Below are 16,625 nucleotides of genomic sequence, written 5' to 3'. Positions count from 1 at the left end.
CCACGCAAACAAACACAACGGGGCTTATAACCAGTCCCAGCAAAATCGCATTTAGCCTGAGCAGTCAGAAACCATCGACATCCATTGAATGTCGGGCGGTTCCCTGCGTGCGATGCATTGGAGAAATATCATGAGCGAAGTTGATCGATACAAACCCTACAAGGGCGCGGCCGCCGGTTGGGGGGCACTGATGGCGGTGACCCGCAACTGGCTGGGCAGCGAGAACGCCTTCAAGAACATCCGCGCCATGCTCAAGACCAACCAGAACGGTGGTTTCGACTGTCCGGGCTGCGCCTGGGGCGAGTCGCCGGAAAACGGCATGGTCAAGTTCTGCGAGAACGGCGCCAAGGCGGTCAACTGGGAAGCCACCGGGCGCCTGGTGAACCCGGCATTCTTCAATAAGTACACGGTCTCGGCCCTGGCCGCGCAGAGCGACTACTGGCTCGAATACCAGGGCCGCCTGACCCATCCGATGCGCTACGACGCCACCCAGGACCGCTATGTGGAAACCACCTGGGACGAGGCCTTCGACCTGATCGCCAGCCACCTCAAGGGCCTGGACTCGCCGAACCAGGCCGAGTTCTACACCTCGGGCCGGGCCAGCAACGAAGCCGCCTACCTCTACCAGCTGTTCGTGCGCGCCTACGGCACCAACAACTTCCCCGACTGCTCGAACATGTGCCATGAAGCCAGCGCCGTGGGCATGTTCGAGAGCGTCGGGGTGGGCAAGGGCACCGTGGTGTTCCACGACCTGGAGCAGGCCGATGCGATCTTCGTCATCGGCCAGAACCCCGGCACCAACCATCCGCGGATGCTCGAACCGCTGCGCGAGGCGGTCAAGCGCGGCGCCCAGGTGATCTGCTTCAACCCGCTCAAGGAGCGTGGCCTGGAACGCTTCCAGCATCCGCAGCACCCGCTGGAGATGCTCACCAACGGCTCCGAACCCACCTCCTCGGCCTATTTCCGTCCGGCCCTGGGCGGCGACATGGCGGCCTTTCGCGGCATCGCCAAGTTCCTCTTGCGCTGGGAGCGTGAAGCCCTGGCCAGCCATGGCGAAGCGGTGTTCGACCGGGCCTTCATCGCCGAACACACCTCGGGCCTGGACAGCTACCTGGCCGAGGTCGACGCCACGTCCTGGAGCCACATCGTCGAGCAGTCCGGCCTGTCCCTGGCCGATATCGAACTGGCCGCCCGCATGTATCGCAAGGCCAAGCGCGTGATCATGTGCTGGGCCATGGGCCTGACCCAGCACACCCACTCGGTGCCGACCATCCAGGAAGTGATCAACGTGCTGTTGCTGCGCGGCAACATCGGCCGCCCGGGCGCCGGGCTGTCGCCGGTGCGCGGCCACAGCAACGTGCAGGGCGACCGCACCATGGGCATCAACGAACTGGCGCCTACCGAGTTGCTGGACGCCCTGCAAGCGCGCTTCGGCTTCAAGCCGCCACGGGAGCACGGCCACAACACGGTGATGGCGATCTCGGCCATGGAACAGGGCAAGGCCAAGGTGTTCATCGGCCTGGGCGGCAACTTCGCCCAGGCGACCCCGGACACCCCGCGCACCCACGCCGCCCTGCGCAACTGCGAGCTCACCGTGCACATATCCACCAAGCTCAACCGCAGCCACCTGGTGACCGGTCGCGAGGCGCTGATCCTGCCGTGCCTGGGCCGTACCGATATCGATATCCAGGCCAACGGTCCCCAGGGCGTCACCGTGGAGGACACCTTCAGCATGGTGCACATCTCCCATGGCCAACTGCGGCCCAAGTCGGCGCACCTGCGCTCGGAACCGGCGATCATCGCCGGCATCGCCAACGCCACCCTGGGCCCGCGTCCCATCGACTGGCTGTGGGTGATCGAAGACTACGGGCGCATCCGCGACCTGATCGCCGATACCATCCCGGGCTTCAGCGACTTCAACCTCAAGCTGCTCAACCCCGGCGGCTTCCACCTGGGCAACGATGCGGCCGACCGGCGCTGGAACACCGCCACCGGCAAGGCGCAGTTCACCCCCAGCGAACTGCCCGCGGACCTGGTCAACCCCGGGGTGCGCAAGCTCAAGGAGCAACCGCAACTGATCCTGCAGACCATGCGTTCCCACGACCAGTACAACACCACGCTGTACGGCCTGGACGATCGCTATCGCGGGGTCTACGGCATGCGCGAGGTGCTGTTCGCCAACGAACAGGACATCCGCAAGCTGGGCTACGAGCCGGGGCAGAAGGTGGACATCGTGTCCCTGTGGGAAGACGGCCGCGAACGCCGGGTCAGCGGCTTCACCCTGATCGCCTATGACATCCCCGCCGGCCAGGCCGCCGCCTACTACCCGGAGACCAACCCCCTGGTGCCACTGGAGAGCTACGGCGACCGCACCTATACGCCGACTTCCAAGTTCATCGCCATCCGCCTGGAGGCGGCCCAGGCCAGCAACCTGATCCAATCCGTCGGCGTCTGACCGGGCCCGGCGCCCCGGCCTCCACTGGCAGCCCCCGCCCCCGTAGCGCGAACCCTTGCGGTTCGCGGCGAACGGGCGGCGGCTGCACGGCATCCAGCCTTTACGAGGGTATCGTCATGTTTGATCTACAGGCACTGGACCTGGCGCGCATCCAGTTCGCGTTCACGGTCTCGTTCCACATCATCTTCCCGGCCATCACCATCGGCCTGGCCAGTTTCCTGGCCGTGCTCGAAGGGCTTTGGCTCAAGACCCACAACAACACCTACAAGGACCTGTATCACTTCTGGTCGAAGATCTTCGCCGTCAACTTCGGCATGGGCGTGGTCTCCGGACTGGTCATGGCCTATGAGTTCGGCACCAACTGGAGTCGTTTCTCGGACTTCGCCGGCAGCATCACCGGCCCCCTGCTGACCTACGAGGTACTCACCGCGTTCTTCCTCGAGGCGGGTTTCCTCGGGGTCATGCTGTTCGGCTGGAACCGGGTCGGCCGCGGGCTGCACTTCTTCTCCACGGTGATGGTGGCCATCGGCACCCTGATCTCGACTTTCTGGATCCTGGCGTCCAACAGCTGGATGCAGACGCCTCAGGGCTTCTCCATCGTCGATGGGCGGATCATGCCCATGGACTGGCTGGCGATCGTCTTCAACCCGTCGTTCCCCTTCCGCCTGGCGCACATGGCCATCGCCGCGTTCGTCGCCACGGCGTTCTTCGTCGGGGCCTCCGGCGCCTGGCACCTGCTGCGCGGCAACGACACGCCGCCGGTGCGCAAGATGCTGTCGATGGCGCTGTGGATGGCGCTGATCGTCGCGCCGATCCAGGCGGTGGTCGGCGATGCCCACGGCCTCAACACCCTGGAACACCAGCCGGCGAAGATCGCCGCCATCGAAGGGCACTGGGAAAACCACGGTGACGAGCCCTCGCCCCTGGTGCTGTTCGGCCTGCCCAACATGGACAGCGAAAAGACCGACTACGCCCTGGAGGTGCCGTACCTGGGCAGCCTGATCCTGACCCACAGCCTGGACAAGCAGATCCCTGCGCTCAAGAGCTTCCCCAAGGAAGACCGACCCAACTCGGCCATCGTGTTCTTCAGTTTCCGCATCATGGCCGGGCTCGGCATGCTGATGATCCTCACCGGGGTGCTGGGCCTGCTGCTGCGGCGCGGCGGCGCGCTGTACCGCAATCGCTGGTTCCTGCGCCTGGTCCTGCTGATGGGCCCCACCGGGCTCATCGCCATGCTGGCGGGCTGGATCACCACCGAAGTCGGTCGCCAGCCCTGGGTGGTCTACGGCCTGCTGCGTACCAGCGATGCCGCGTCCAACCACAGCGTGATGCAGCTGAGCGTGTCCCTGGCGTTGTTCGTGCTGATCTACTTCTCGGTATTCGCCGTGGGCATCGGCTACATGATGAAGCTGGTGCGCAAGGGCCCGCAGCCCCACCACGAGCACCTGCCCGAAGCCACGCCGGCCCAGGAACCGACCCCGCGTCGTCCACTGTCCGCCATCTCCGAGACGTTCGCGTCCGGCGATCACCACAACTGAAACAAGGGAAACGATCATGGCTATTCAAGGCATAGATCTATCGTTGATCTGGGGCGTCATCATTGCCTTCGGGGTGATGATGTACGTGATCATGGACGGCTTCGACCTGGGGCTCGGCATTCTCTTCCCGCTGATCCCCGATGCCCGGGAACGGGACGTGATGATGAACACCGTGGCCCCGGTCTGGGACGGTAACGAGACCTGGCTGGTGCTCGGCGGCGCGGCGCTGTACGGCGCCTTCCCGCTGGCCTATTCGGTGATCCTCGAGGCGTTGTACCTGCCGCTGGTGTTCATGCTGGCGGGGCTGATCTTCCGTGGCGTGGCCTTCGAGTTCCGCTTCAAGGCCAGCCCCGAGAAGCGGCATATCTGGGACCTGGCCTTCATCGGCGGCTCGCTGCTGGCGACCCTGTGCCAGGGCATCGTGATCGGCGCCTATATCAGCGGCATCCCGGTGGTCGATCGCCAGTTCGCCGGCGGCGCCCTGGACTGGCTGGCGCCCTTCCCGCTGTTCTGCGGCCTGGGCCTGGTGGTGGCCTATGCCCTGCTGGGCAGCACCTGGCTGCTGGTCAAGACCGAAGGCATGCTCGAAGCACGCATGCGCCACTACACCCGGCCCCTGGCGTTCGCCCTGACGGCGGTGGTCGCGGTGCTGTGCGTGTGGACGCCCATGCTGCATCCGGAGATCGCCACCCGCTGGTTCGGCCACGCCCATCTCGTGATCTTCGGCGCGCTGCTGGTGCTGGGCCTGCTGGCGTTCTGGGGCTTGCTCGGAACCTTGCGCCAGCATCATTCGCACTGGCCGTTCGTGTTCACCCTGGTGCTGGTGTTCCTGGGCTACATCGGCCTGGCCTTCAGTATCTGGCCGAACATCGTGCCGCCGTCCATCAGCCTGTGGGAAGCGGCCTCGCCCCTGACCAGCCAGTTGTTCATCCTGATCGGCACGCTGTTCATCCTGCCGATCATCCTGATGTACACCTGCTGGAGCTACTACGTGTTCCGCGGCAAAGTGAGGATCGGCGATGGCTACCACTGAGCACCCAACGCTGCACGAAACCCTGGCCCGCCTGCCCTTGCACCGCCAGGTGGCACACCTGAGCCTGCTGTACCTGGGCGCGATGCTGACACTGGCCTGCACCACGGCCCTGGTCCTGGAGCTGGCCCATGGATAAGCCCCAGGTCACACGCCCCGTTCCGGGGTGGCGGCAACTGTTGTGGCTGGCCGGCATCTGGTTGGCCAGCGTGGTCAGCCTGGGGCTGGTGGCCGGGTTGTTGCGGCTGCTGATGCAAGCCGCGGGCATGCGCAGCCACTGATAGGGGCCCCATTACCAGCACGCCCCCGGCACGCACTGGCGTGGCGGGGGCGTGTGGGTTCAGAGGGGCGTTGGCTCGCGCTCGGCCAAGGCTTCGAGCAGCTCGGCCGAAGGCACGAAGAACAAGCCGCCGGTCACCGCCGTGCTGTAGTCCAGCAGGCGATCGTAGTTGCCCGCTGGCCGTCCGACGAACATGTTTTCCAGCATCTGCTCCACCGGCTGCGGCGAGCGCGCGTAGCCGATGAAGTAGGTGCCGAACTCCCCGGCCCCCGGTCGTCCGAACGGCATGTTGTCGCGCAGGATCTTCACCTCTTCGCCGTTCTCCTCGAGGGTGGTCAGGGAGCTGTGGGAACAGCTGGGCTTGACCCCGTCGGCCAGCTCGATGTCGTCCAGCTTGGTCCGGCCGATGATGCGTTCCTGGGCCTCCACGGTCAGTTCGTTCCAGGCGCTCATGTTGTGCAGGTACTTCTGCACCAGGACGTAGCTGCCATTGGCGAACTGCGGGTCCTCGTCGCCCACCAGGGTGAAGTCCACGGCTTCGCGGCCCACCGGATTCTCGGTGCCGTCGACGAAACCCACCATGCTGCGCATGTCGAAGTAGCGAAAGCCCTGGACTTCGTCCACCACTTCGATCGCAGCGCCCAACGGCTTGAGCAACTGGGTGGCGAGTTCGAAGCACAGGTCCATCTGTTCGGCGCGGATATGCAGCAGCAGATCGCCCGGGGTGGACGGTGCCAGCCGCCCCGCTACCCCCACTTCACGAAACGGATGCAGCGCGGCCGGGCGCGGCCCGCCGAACAGCCGGTCCCAGGCGACGGAGCCGAAACCACAGACGCAGGTCAGGTTGCCCGCCGGTACCCGCTTGCCCACCGAGCGCACGCGCCCGGCGACATCGGCGCACCACTGGCGCAGGGTTTGCGCCGCTTCGGCACCGGGCGCCAGGGTGGCGACGATGAAGATCGCGCTGCGGGTAATGGGGCTGCAGACAGCTTGGGGCTCGGGCAGGCGCCCGGCCGAGGATGAAGGTGTCGTCATGTTGGATTCCACAGGCTACGGTCGAAAAAATCACCCACGGAAATTAGCAGATTGCATCGCCGTAGCCACCCATTCCTGTGGCCGCTGTCGAGCCTGCGCAGTTGCGCCAAGGTCCGCAGGACCTTCAGGGGGATCGGGTGGCCAATCCAGAAACGGCCGCTGCGCGCCCGGGCGCAGCCTGCGGCAGCGGCTACACGAAGCACCTGTAGCCGCTGCTGAGCTTGCGAAGCTGCGCCAAGCTCCGCAGGACCTTCCAGGGGATCGGCTGCCCAACCTGGCGGCTAAACGCCCGCGCGCAGCACCCGCACCGGTACCGACTTGTAGGACGGCGTGCCGCTGTCGACGTCCAGGTAGTCCAGCGGCACCAAGCGGTTGGCCTCGGGGTAATAGGCGCCGACGGTGCCCGGGGCGATCTTGTACTCGATGGCGGTGATGTTCTCGTAGCGCAGGCGCCGGCCGTCGGTCACCGTCTCGATGTCCACCAGGTCGCCATGGGCCAGGCCCCGGGCCGCGAGGTCCGCCGGGCTGATGAACAGCACGTCGCGACGACCGAAGACCCCGCGGTAGCGATCGTCCAGGGCATAGATGGTGGTGTTGTACTGGTCGTGGCTGCGCAGGGTCACCAGGCGCAGGACGTCGGCGCCATCCACTTCCTTGTCTTCGTGCAAGCCGGGGAAGACGAAGAACTCGGCCTTGCCCGAGGGTGTCAGCCATTGGCGCTCGGCCGCCGCCAGGGGCATGCGGAAGCCTCCGGGAACGCGGATCCTGGCGTTGTAGTCGTCGAAGCCAGGGACGGTCTTCTCGATCAGGTCGCGGATCTTGTCGTAGTCGGCCACCAGTTCCAGCCACGGCACCTTGCTCGCGGTCAGCGTCGCCTTGGCCATGCCGGCGACGATCGCCGGTTCCGACATCAGGGCTTGCGAGGCCGGGGCCAGCTTGCCGGCCGAGGCATGGACCATGGACATCGAATCCTCGACGGTGATCGCCTGGCGCATGCCGTCCTGCACGTCCATTTCGGTGCGGCCCAGGCACGGAAAAACGAAGGTTTCCTTGGCCACCAGCAGATGGCTGCGGTTGAGCTTGGTGGCGATGTGCACGCTCAGGTCGAGCTGGGCCATGGCCGGGAAACACTGGCCCGGGTCCGGCAGGGCCACGGCGAAGTTGCCCCCCAGGCATAGCAGGGCCTTGGACTGGCCGGCGATGATCGCCTGCATCGCTTGCACCGCATCGTGGCCATGGCTGGCCGGTGGCTTGAAGCCGAACACCTGCTCGAGCTTGTCGAGGAACGCCTGCGCGGGTTTTTCGGTGATGCCCACGGTGCGGTTGCCCTGCACGTTGGAGTGGCCACGCAGCGGGCAGATCCCCGCCCCGGGCTTGCCCAGGTTGCCTCGCAGCATCAAGAGGTCGCAGATCAGCCGCACATTGGCCGTGCCTTCGTTGTGCTGGGTGATGCCCATGCCATAGGTGACTATGGTGGCATTGGACTTGGCATAGGCCGCGGCGACCATTTCCAGGTCGCTCTGCTTGAGGCCGCTGGCCTGTTCGATATCCGCCCACCGGGTGGCATGCAGGTCGGCCTCCAGGGCGGCGAAGCCCAGGGTGTGCTGGGCGATGAAGTCGCGGTCCAGCACCTGTCCCAGGTTGTCTTCCAGGACCAGCAGCGCCTTCATGATGCCCTTGATCGCGGCCGCGTCGCCGCCGGCCTTGACCTGGAAGTACGACGAGGCGATGCGCGTGGAGCCATAGGTGGCCATCTCCACCATGTTCTGCGGATCGGCGAAGCGCTCCAGGGCCCGCTCGCGCAGCGGATTGAAGACCATGATCGGTACCTTGCGCCGTGATGCTTCGTGCAGGGTGCCCATCATTCGCGGGTGGTTGGTGCCGGGGTTGTGGCCGATGGAGATGATCAGCTCGCAAACATCGAAATCCTCCAGCGATACCGTGCCCTTGCCAATGCCTATGGACCTGGGCAGGCCGACGCTGGTGGGCTCGTGGCACATGTTCGAGCAGTCGGGAAAGTTGTTGCAGCCATATTCCCGGGCAAACAGCTGGTACAGGTAGGCCGCCTCGTTGGAGGCGCGGCCCGAGGTGTAGAACTCCACTTGCTCGGGCTTCAGGCCGCGCAGGACCTGGCCAATGCGCTCGAAGGCGGCCTGCCAGGGCACCGGCTTGAAGGTGTCGCTGGCGCGGTCGTAGACCAGGGGCTCGGTAAGGCGACCGAGGTCCTCCAACTGATAGTCCGAGCGCTGCAGCAGCGAGGCCACCGGATGGCTGGCCAAAAACTCGGACGTCACCCGCTTGTTGGTGGCTTCCCAGGTCACCGCCTTGGCGCCGTTCTCGCAGAACTGGAAGGTCGACTTGTGCTCCTTGTCCGGCCAGGCGCAACCCGGGCAATCGAAACCGTCGGGCTGGTTGGTGCGCATCAGGGTCAGGGGGGCCTTGAGGGTGTCCATCTGCTCGCGCACGGCCGTGGCCGTGGCCTTGAGCGCGCCCCAGCCACCGGCGGGACCATCGTAGTTGCGGATTCCGGGAACCTTGCGTCGAGTGCTCATGATCGCTCCAGGGCCAACCGGCCCTGCGCGGCGCGAGTTGGCAATGACAGGTCATCGACCACCGGGGCGGCGTCAGGCAGCGCCAGGCACCCGGCAATGATCCAGGCACGGATGGCCGGATCGCCAGGCGGCTGGATCAAGAGAAAGTGCATCGCAAACGTTGCGACGCATGCTGAAATCTAGCGCTGCGCCCCGGGCTGTCAAGGCCAGGTGCCGATCGGTGCAGGCCCGCTCACTGCAAGGCGCTGCGGCGCAACCTCGGGCTCCAGCCTTGCTGCATGCCGGCGGCGGCGAGCAGGATCGCGCCGACCCCGAGCCACTGCAGCCAACCCAGGCGGTGACCGAACGCCAGCCAGTCGACGAAGATCGCCGCGATCGGATAGATGAAGGACAAGGCCCCGGTCAACGCGGTGGGCAGCTTCTGGATCGCACCGTACAGCAGCACGTACATCAGTCCCGTGTGGATGATCCCCAATGCCAGCAAGCTGGCCCAGGCGCCGGCCTCCCGGGGTGGCGTGCCAAGGTTGGCCCAGGGCGCCAGCAGCAATACACCGGTGCAGACCTGGATCAGGGCGATCAGGTGCGGCGGGGTTCCGCTCAAGCGTTTGATCAGCAGCGCGGCGAAGGCGTACAGCAAGGCTGCGCCCAGGGCCAGGCCGATCCCCAGCAGGTAGTCATCGCCCGGGCCGCCTTGTCCGTCGTGAGCGCTGACGATGGCCAGCATCCCGGAGAACGACAGGCACAGCCAGAATAATTTCTGCGCCGTGATTTTTTCTCCCAGGAACAACGCGCCCAGGCCCACCAGGAGAAACGGCTGGACGTTGTACACGGCGGTGCCGATGGCGATCGAGGCCCGGGAATAGGAGCCGAACAACAGCACCCAGTTGCCGACGATGGCCGCGCCGCTGACCACCGCCAGCAGCAGGACCCGACGCGTGAGAAGGTCCTTGCGCAGCAAGCCCAGGGCAGCGCAGACCAGCAGCAAGGTCGCGGCGCCGAACAGGCAGCGCCAGAACACCACGTCCAGCACGGGTTGCCCCGAGACCAGGACGAACCAGCCAATGGTTCCGGAAATCAACATGGCGGCGCTCATTTCCAGCGATCCGCGACGAATCAGTGCATCCATCATCAGGCTCCTTTATCGGTCGCCAGATTATCCGTAACTCAACTACCGCCTCACCAGAGAAAATCCTAGGCTAGACTCAGTCTTCGCCTTTTTTATCAAGGTAAGAAAGCCCATCTACCTAACGAGACTGCCATGCTGGATGCCATCGACCAGACGCTGATCAGCGCGCTGATGCAAGATTCCCGACGCTCGCTCAAGGCCCTCGGGCAAATCAGCGGGCTGTCCGCCCCTAGTGTCGCCGAGCGCCTGCGCCGACTTGAAGAGCGAGGGGTGATCAGCGCCTATACCCTGGAGGTCGACCCCCGTTTCCTGGGGTATCAATTGCAGGCCATCGTGCGCATCCGCCCCTTGCCGGGAAAACTGCAGGAAGTCGAACGGCAGATCCTGGCGATCCCCGAGTTCACCGAGTGCGACAAGGTCACCGGCGACGATTGTTTTTTCGCACGCCTGCAGGTGCGCTCCATGGAACAACTGGACAGCTTGCTGGACCGCCTCAACCAGTACGCCGAGACCAACACCTCGATCGTCAAGAAGTCACCGATCAAGCGCCGTTTGCCGCCCATGGAATGACCACGGCCCCTGCGCCAGGCAATAAAACCGAGCCATAAAAAAACCCGCCGAAGCGGGTTTTTCAAGGCTTGAAGCTGAGGATCAGTCGTCGCGGCTCATGATGCCGAACAGCTGCAGCAGGCTGACGAACAGGTTGTAGATCGATACATACAGGCTGATGGTCGCCATGATGTAGTTGCGCTCGCCGCCGTGGATGATGGCGCTGGTCTGGAACAGGATGCACACCGAGGAGAACAGCACGAAGCCGGCGCTGATCGCCAGTTGCAGGCCGCTGATCTGGAAGAACAGGCTGGCCAGCACGGCGCCCATCAGGACGAAGAAACCGGCGGTGATGAAACCACCCAGGAAGCTCATGTCCTTGCGGGTGATCAGCACGTAGGCCGACAGGCCGCCGAACACCAGTGCGGTCATGGCGAAGGCCGAGCTGACCACTTCAGCGCCACCCTGCATGCCCAGGTAGCGGTTGAGGATCGGGCCGAGCAGGAAGCCCATGAAACCGGTGAGGGCGAAAGTCGAGACCAGGCCCCAGACCGAATCGCGGAGTTTGTTGGTGAGGAAGAACAGACCGTAGAAACCGATCAGCACGACGAAGACGTTCGGGTAGCCGACGCGCATCTGTTGTGCCACATAAGCCATGATCCCGCTGAAAGCGAGGGTCAGGGCCAGCAAGCCGTAAGTGTTGCGCAGGACGCGGCTAACCTCTAGCTGCTCGGCCTGCACGCCGTTGTTAACTGCGTAATCCTGTTCGCGCATGGCGACACTCCTGTTGGTTGAAACATTTAGTGGCAAGGATGATAACAGAGGCGCTGTAGCGCGCGACGCAGAGAGTTTGACAGTGTGTTTCATTCGGGTATCATGGCGCCCGCAATGCGATCTGGAGGTGTGGCCGAGTGGTTTAAGGCAGCGGTCTTGAAAACCGCCGACTGTAACAGGTCCTAGAGTTCGAATCTCTACGCCTCCGCCAAATCTCAACGAGAAAGCCCTGATTTTTCAGGGCTTTTTTGTTTCTACTGCTCACGGGCGCTTACCATCACCGCCTGACCGTTTCCGCATCATTTCTTTAGTTTCCGCAACTCTCCTTCTACGGCATCCAGCCGATAGGACGCCAAAACCTGTGGTCCGTCCTAGGTACCGTCCTGGATTTTCCTAATCTCAGGATGGCCAATTTTGGCCACACGCGGAGAGGGTCGAACAGAACAAGTAACGCTGAACAAAAGCAGGCTTGCCAGTGCTTTCGAGTGCTATCAGGATCTATCGCTAAGTTTGAGTCTGCCCGGAGCAGCCGACGCTCCCAGGCAGCGCGCAACTACATCAAGTTGAACCTTGGAGCGAAACCGGGCATCGTGCGGATCTGTCAACACAGTCGGCACCGGCGCAACTAGAATGCCTATCCAATAGAACACCGCTGTTAACTAAACGTATCACTCGGTTGCCAGCCGACACCACACGCATCAGAAAGCACGGACAGCATATGAAAGCAAGAGACATTTTCACTCCCGGCCGTTTCCCAAATCACACTTTTGTAGACGACCATCTCGTTACGAAAAGAACCGCCCTCGAAAACGCCCTTGATACAGGTTCATTACTTATTTCTGTCTCCGGCCCGTCAAAGTCAGGGAAAACAGTTTTCATTGAGGAATGCATCGGCAAAGACAAAATAATTCAAGTAACCGGCGCAGGTATAACCTCTGTAGAAGCTTTGTGGAAACGAGTTTTCGATTTTCTTGGAACAGATTTACCGATATCTCAAACTCAGACCGCCGCGTCGACCAACAGTTTTTCAGGTAAGGGATCCGCCAGTGGCAATCTGATTTTTGCGAAAGCTGGGGCCGAGCTTACAGCTGGCAACTCATCTACAGACACAGACGCTGTTACTAAGAACATTTCTGTTGACTACTTACAAATTTTGATAGCGGAGCTAGCCAGCTCAGACTTAACGGTATTTATTGATGACTTTCATTATATCCCTCGAGATGTTCAATCTGAAATTGCAAAGCAGATCAAAGAAGCCATCCGAAGCGATGTTAAATTTATCGTCGCATCAGTGCCCTATCATGCAGACGATGTAATACGCAGCAACCCTGACCTACGCGGCCGCATAGTTTCCATTGACTTTGGTTATTGGCCAATAGATTTATTGGAAAAAATTGCGCATAAAGGATTCACGGCCCTCGGAATCAAGTGCGAAAAACAAATGGTGCACACTCTGGCAGAACAAGCTGCCGGATCACCACAACTCATGCAATATCTCTGCTTGAACTCCTGTTATTCGACAGGAGCTCGAGAAAAAGTTACCACAACGCACAACATCCCAAACGACCAAAAACTACTAGAAACAATCTGCAAAAGCACTGTTCTTTCAACAGACTATAGTTCTGTGGTTGACAAGATGATGGAAGGACCTCGCGTTCGCGGGTCCGACAGAATAAGTCACGCATTGAAAGATGGAAGCCATGGGGATGTTTACTCCCTGCTTATCAGGTGCCTGGCTCTAGATCCACCTCAACTTACTTTGCGTTACGATGATCTCGTATTGAGAGTTAAGTCTCTATGTCAATCTCAGACGCCTAGCGGGTCGAGTATAACGGGGGCATGTAGCCATATGGCAAAAATCGCTAACGACGCAGCAGCCGAAAGCATTATCGAATGGGATGGTGAAAACGACGTCCTAGATATACGCGACCCCTATTTACTCTTCTACATCCGCTGGGGAGAGATTTTTACCTGAGGTAGTGTTAAGTACACGCCGATTGTGCTCGGGTATTAACGCAAAAAAGCCCTACAGCCCCGAGGAACAAGGGCTGTAGGGCTTTATTGACAAGGTAAGAGATAGCGCCATTTGGCATTAAATGGCATTGATTGGCGTACAGATTGCCCCATTTTTGCCCCACGACCTCGCCTCCCTAGCCAACAACCAGTTCGGCCAATGCAAACCAGGGTAACGAGGATAGGGATTCGAACCCCTTCCTATTGATCGCAGGCCGGTACAGGCCTGTGAATACGAGCTACTGACAGACGCCTTTCAACCTAGAACGGCCCTTGGTGGCGCCAGTTTCGCCCTAAATTTGCCCTAAAAATCGGCTTGCCACAAACATATGGATACTCATATATTTGAATTTCCATATATTCGAGCTGCCCCGATGATCACCCCACTAGATCTCTTCAAGAACCTGGCGGACGAAACCCGCGCCCGTGCGACTCTACTCGTCGCCAGCCTGGGCGAACTCTGTGTTTGCGAGCTGATGTGTGCCCTCAATGACAGCCAACCGAAGATCAGCCGCCATCTGGCACAACTGCGATCCAATGGTCTGCTGCTGGATCGTCGCCAGGGCCAGTGGGTGTATTACCGCCTCAATCCAGAACTCCCGTCCTGGGTACATGAAATGCTGCAGGTAACACTGCGGGCCAATACTGAGTGGCTCGCTGACAACACCCTTCGCCTACAGAACATGGACGGCCGGCCCGTTCGTGATGCCGCCTGCTGCTGACCTTCAACGAGCGAGTTTTTCCATGCTGATTGCTATCGCCGTCTTCGTTTTCACCCTCGTTCTGGTCATCTGGCAACCCAAGGGCCTGGGTGTTGGCTGGAGCGCTGCACTGGGGGCTGGCATCGCCCTGGCCAGCGGAGCTGTTTCTCTGAGTGACATACCCACCGTATGGGCCATCGTCTGGAATGCCACCGCTACTTTCATCGCCGTTATCATCATCAGCTTGCTGCTCGACGAGGCTGGATTCTTCGAATGGGCAGCCTTACATGTAGCGCGCTGGGCAAACGGCAGCGGTTACCGCTTGTTCGCTTTTTGTGTACTACTGGGCGCCGCGGTATCAGCCTTATTTGCTAACGACGGTGCAGCGCTGATCCTCACCCCTATTGTGATGTCAATGCTGCTTGCCCTGCGCTTTTCACCGGCCGCAACGCTGGCCTTCGTCATGGCTGCGGGCTTCATCGCCGACACCGCGAGTTTGCCTCTGGTGGTTTCCAACCTGGTGAACATTGTTTCAGCCGACTATTTCGATCTGGGCTTTGCCAAGTACGCCTCAGTGATGGTGCCAGTCAATCTGGCAAGCGTTGCGGCTACGTTGACAGTGCTGTTCCTGTTCTTCCGTCGCGATATCCCACGCCATTACGCGCTGGATGCGTTGAAAGAACCCAAAACGGCCGTCCATGACCGCGCCACGTTCATCGTTGGCTGGTGGACCCTGCTGGTGTTGCTCGTCGGCCTGTTCGCCCTAGAGCCATTGGGTATTCCGGTTAGCGCGGTTGCCACTGTATGCGCCGTGATCCTCTTTGCTGTTGCCGCCCGCGGCCACCGCATCTCCACCCGCCGAGTGCTACGCGAAGCACCCTGGCAGGTGGTGATCTTCTCCCTCGGTATGTATCTGGTGGTCTATGGGCTGAAGAACGCCGGCCTAACTGATTTGCTCACCCAACAGCTCGACCGACTGGCCGAACAGGGTCTATGGAGCGCGGCCATCGGTACCGGACTGCTCTCGGCATTCCTGTCCTCGATCATGAACAACATGCCCAGCGTGCTAGTAGGCGCCTTGTCGATCCAGGCCAGTGGGGCTGAGGGTCTTGTACGCGAGGCAATGATCTACGCCAACATCATCGGCTGTGACCTCGGTCCGAAGATCACCCCTATCGGCAGCCTTGCAACCTTGCTCTGGCTGCATGTGCTGGAACGTAAAGGCATGCGTATCACCTGGGGCTACTACTTCAAGGTTGGCACGCTGCTAACCCTCCCAGTTCTACTGATTACCCTTTCGGCCCTGGCACTGCGCCTGAGCCTCTGACGTCCGCCAAGAAGCGGAGGAGCTCTACATGCGAGTCCTATTTATGTGCACGGCCAATAGCTGCCGCAGCATTCTTTCCGAAGCGCTGTTCAACCACCTGGCCCCCACAGGATTTGAAGCAGTCAGTTCCGGTAGTTTCCCCAAAGGTCAGGTGCTGCCCCGTAGCCTCACCACCTTGCAGCAAGCCGGTATCTCCACTGCCGGTCTACGCAGCAAAGGTAACGACGATTTCGCAGGCAACCCGCCAGATATCGTCATCACTGTCTGCGACAAAGCCGCCGGTGAAGCCTGCCCGGTCTACTTCGGACCAGCAGTGAAAAGCCATTGGGGATTGGAAGATCCATCCGACGTGGTGGGCGATGAAACATCAATCGAGGCCGCATTCCGCAATACGCTGGCCCGCATTGAACTGCGCTGCAAAGCCTTCTTCGCCCTTCCCTTCGACACACTCGACCGCGACGCACTCAAGCGTGAGTTGGACCGCATCGGCGCTCTTTGAGCAGGAGAAAACTATGTCAGAACATCTGCCCAATCTCGACCTTTCACTGTTCGATAAGTCGCCAGCGACCAACCGCACCAGCGAGCATAAACCCCGCATTCTGTTGCTCTACGGATCGACCCGCGAGCGCTCCTTCAGCCGCCTACTGGTGGAGGAAGCTGGCCGTCTACTGGAACACTTCGGCGCAGAAATTCGTATCTTCAATCCATCCGGCCTGCCATTGCCTGATGATGTTCCGGTAGAACACCCCAAGGTGCAGGAACTGCGCGACCTGGTGCAGTGGTCAGAGGGACAGGTCTGGTGCTCACCTGAGCGCCATGGTGCATTGTCCGCTGTGTTCAAGGCCCAGATCGACTGGATTCCCCTATCACTCGGAGCTGTACGCCCGACCCAGGGCAAAACGCTGGCAGTGATGCAGGTCTGCGGCGGCTCGCAGTCATTCAACGTAGTCAATCAACTGCGCGTACTCGGCCGGTGGATGCGCATGTTCACTGTTCCCAACCAATCCTCAGTACCCAAGGCCTACCTGGAGTTCGATGATGCTGGGCGCATGAAGCCTTCGGCCTACTACGACCGAGTGGTCGACGTCATGGAAGAGCTGGTGAAGTTCACCTTACTGCTGCGCGACCGCCAAGACTTCCTGGTAGATCGCTACTCAGAACGAAAGGAGAGCGCCGAACAGTTGTCGGCGCGAGTTAACCAGCATTCAATCTAAAGCTGCGATGTTCATCGCACCACATGCTTCC

General features: G+C 61.4%; 16 protein-coding genes and 1 tRNA gene. 12 read left to right on the top strand and 5 right to left on the bottom strand.

The features are described from left to right. The first annotated feature begins 130 nt into the window (after positions 1 to 130). The 5 genes from H7A76_RS24040 (at position 131) to H7A76_RS24020 (ending at position 5,304) form a co-directional block, all read left to right on the top strand. Entirely contained in the window at positions 131 to 2,455 is a 2,325-nt protein-coding gene (locus H7A76_RS24040; protein ID WP_185700800.1) for an FdhF/YdeP family oxidoreductase, read from the top strand. Between the two features lie 116 nt (positions 2,456 to 2,571). Beyond that, on the top strand, positions 2,572 to 3,993 hold the full coding sequence (locus H7A76_RS24035) for a cytochrome ubiquinol oxidase subunit I (protein ID WP_185700799.1): 1,422 nt from the start codon (positions 2,572 to 2,574) through the stop codon (positions 3,991 to 3,993). A gap of 16 nt (positions 3,994 to 4,009) precedes the next feature. Further along, positions 4,010 to 5,026, top strand: coding sequence for a cytochrome d ubiquinol oxidase subunit II (cydB, locus tag H7A76_RS24030; RefSeq protein ID WP_185700798.1), 1,017 nt, complete (start codon positions 4,010 to 4,012; stop codon positions 5,024 to 5,026). After that, a complete protein-coding gene (locus H7A76_RS24025; RefSeq protein WP_185700797.1) occupies positions 5,013 to 5,162 on the top strand; it encodes a hypothetical protein in 150 nt (49 codons plus the stop codon). Before cydB ends, H7A76_RS24025 begins: the two co-directional genes overlap by 14 nt. After that, positions 5,155 to 5,304 (top strand): DUF2474 domain-containing protein, encoded by a 150-nt coding sequence (locus tag H7A76_RS24020; protein ID WP_185700796.1) that lies wholly within the window; start codon positions 5,155 to 5,157, stop codon positions 5,302 to 5,304. Before H7A76_RS24025 ends, H7A76_RS24020 begins: the two co-directional genes overlap by 8 nt. A gap of 59 nt (positions 5,305 to 5,363) precedes the next feature. Here the strand turns inward: H7A76_RS24020 and H7A76_RS24015 are convergent, their stop codons facing one another. The 4 genes from H7A76_RS24015 to H7A76_RS24000 form a co-directional block, all read right to left on the bottom strand. After that, positions 5,364 to 6,338: a Dyp-type peroxidase gene (locus tag H7A76_RS24015; RefSeq protein WP_185700795.1), complete on the bottom strand. Its 975-nt coding sequence runs from the start codon at positions 6,336 to 6,338 to the stop codon at positions 5,364 to 5,366. Between the two features lie 281 nt (positions 6,339 to 6,619). Continuing rightward, positions 6,620 to 8,890 carry an FdhF/YdeP family oxidoreductase gene (locus H7A76_RS24010; RefSeq protein ID WP_185700794.1) on the bottom strand — a complete coding sequence of 757 codons (2,271 nt, stop codon included), beginning with the start codon at positions 8,888 to 8,890 and terminating at the stop codon, positions 6,620 to 6,622. Further along, positions 8,887 to 9,042 (bottom strand): hypothetical protein, encoded by a 156-nt coding sequence (locus H7A76_RS24005; RefSeq protein WP_185700793.1) that lies wholly within the window; start codon positions 9,040 to 9,042, stop codon positions 8,887 to 8,889. Before H7A76_RS24005 ends, H7A76_RS24010 begins: the two co-directional genes overlap by 4 nt. Before the next feature lie 80 nt (positions 9,043 to 9,122). Continuing rightward, positions 9,123 to 10,016: a DMT family transporter gene (locus H7A76_RS24000; RefSeq protein ID WP_185700792.1), complete on the bottom strand. Its 894-nt coding sequence runs from the start codon at positions 10,014 to 10,016 to the stop codon at positions 9,123 to 9,125. Positions 10,017 to 10,148: 132 nt separating this feature from the next. Between H7A76_RS24000 and H7A76_RS23995 the strand changes: the two genes are divergently transcribed. Then, positions 10,149 to 10,586, top strand: a complete 438-nt coding sequence (locus H7A76_RS23995) for an Lrp/AsnC family transcriptional regulator (protein WP_152899347.1) — start codon at positions 10,149 to 10,151, stop codon at positions 10,584 to 10,586. A gap of 81 nt (positions 10,587 to 10,667) precedes the next feature. On the opposite strand, the gene H7A76_RS23990 is transcribed toward H7A76_RS23995, so the two are convergent. Further along, positions 10,668 to 11,339, bottom strand: a complete 672-nt coding sequence (locus H7A76_RS23990; RefSeq protein WP_185700791.1) for a Bax inhibitor-1/YccA family protein — start codon at positions 11,337 to 11,339, stop codon at positions 10,668 to 10,670. A 123-nt stretch (positions 11,340 to 11,462) separates the two neighbouring features. Here H7A76_RS23990 and H7A76_RS23985 point away from each other — a divergent pair. From H7A76_RS23985 to arsH, 6 genes are all read left to right on the top strand, one after another. Continuing rightward, positions 11,463 to 11,550: transfer RNA gene (locus H7A76_RS23985), tRNA-Ser, on the top strand. 507 nt (positions 11,551 to 12,057) lie between these two features. After that, positions 12,058 to 13,314: a hypothetical protein gene (locus H7A76_RS23980; RefSeq protein ID WP_185700790.1), complete on the top strand. Its 1,257-nt coding sequence runs from the start codon at positions 12,058 to 12,060 to the stop codon at positions 13,312 to 13,314. A 412-nt stretch (positions 13,315 to 13,726) separates the two neighbouring features. Then, positions 13,727 to 14,074 carry a metalloregulator ArsR/SmtB family transcription factor gene (locus H7A76_RS23975; protein WP_185700789.1) on the top strand — a complete coding sequence of 116 codons (348 nt, stop codon included), beginning with the start codon at positions 13,727 to 13,729 and terminating at the stop codon, positions 14,072 to 14,074. A gap of 22 nt (positions 14,075 to 14,096) precedes the next feature. Next, positions 14,097 to 15,380: an arsenic transporter gene (locus tag H7A76_RS23970; RefSeq protein WP_185700788.1), complete on the top strand. Its 1,284-nt coding sequence runs from the start codon at positions 14,097 to 14,099 to the stop codon at positions 15,378 to 15,380. A 28-nt stretch (positions 15,381 to 15,408) separates the two neighbouring features. Then, the gene (locus H7A76_RS23965; protein ID WP_185700787.1) at positions 15,409 to 15,879 is read left to right on the top strand and encodes an arsenate reductase ArsC; all 471 of its coding nucleotides are present in this window, start codon (positions 15,409 to 15,411) and stop codon (positions 15,877 to 15,879) included. 13 nt (positions 15,880 to 15,892) lie between these two features. Continuing rightward, positions 15,893 to 16,594 carry an arsenical resistance protein ArsH gene (arsH, locus tag H7A76_RS23960; protein ID WP_185700786.1) on the top strand — a complete coding sequence of 234 codons (702 nt, stop codon included), beginning with the start codon at positions 15,893 to 15,895 and terminating at the stop codon, positions 16,592 to 16,594. Positions 16,595 to 16,625: the final 31 nt, after the last annotated feature.

The sequence above is a fragment of the Pseudomonas sp. MSSRFD41 genome (genome assembly GCF_014230245.1).
Taxonomy (GTDB): Bacteria; Pseudomonadota; Gammaproteobacteria; order Pseudomonadales; family Pseudomonadaceae; genus Aquipseudomonas; species Aquipseudomonas piscis.
This window is presented reverse-complemented; position numbering and strand designations above follow the sequence as displayed.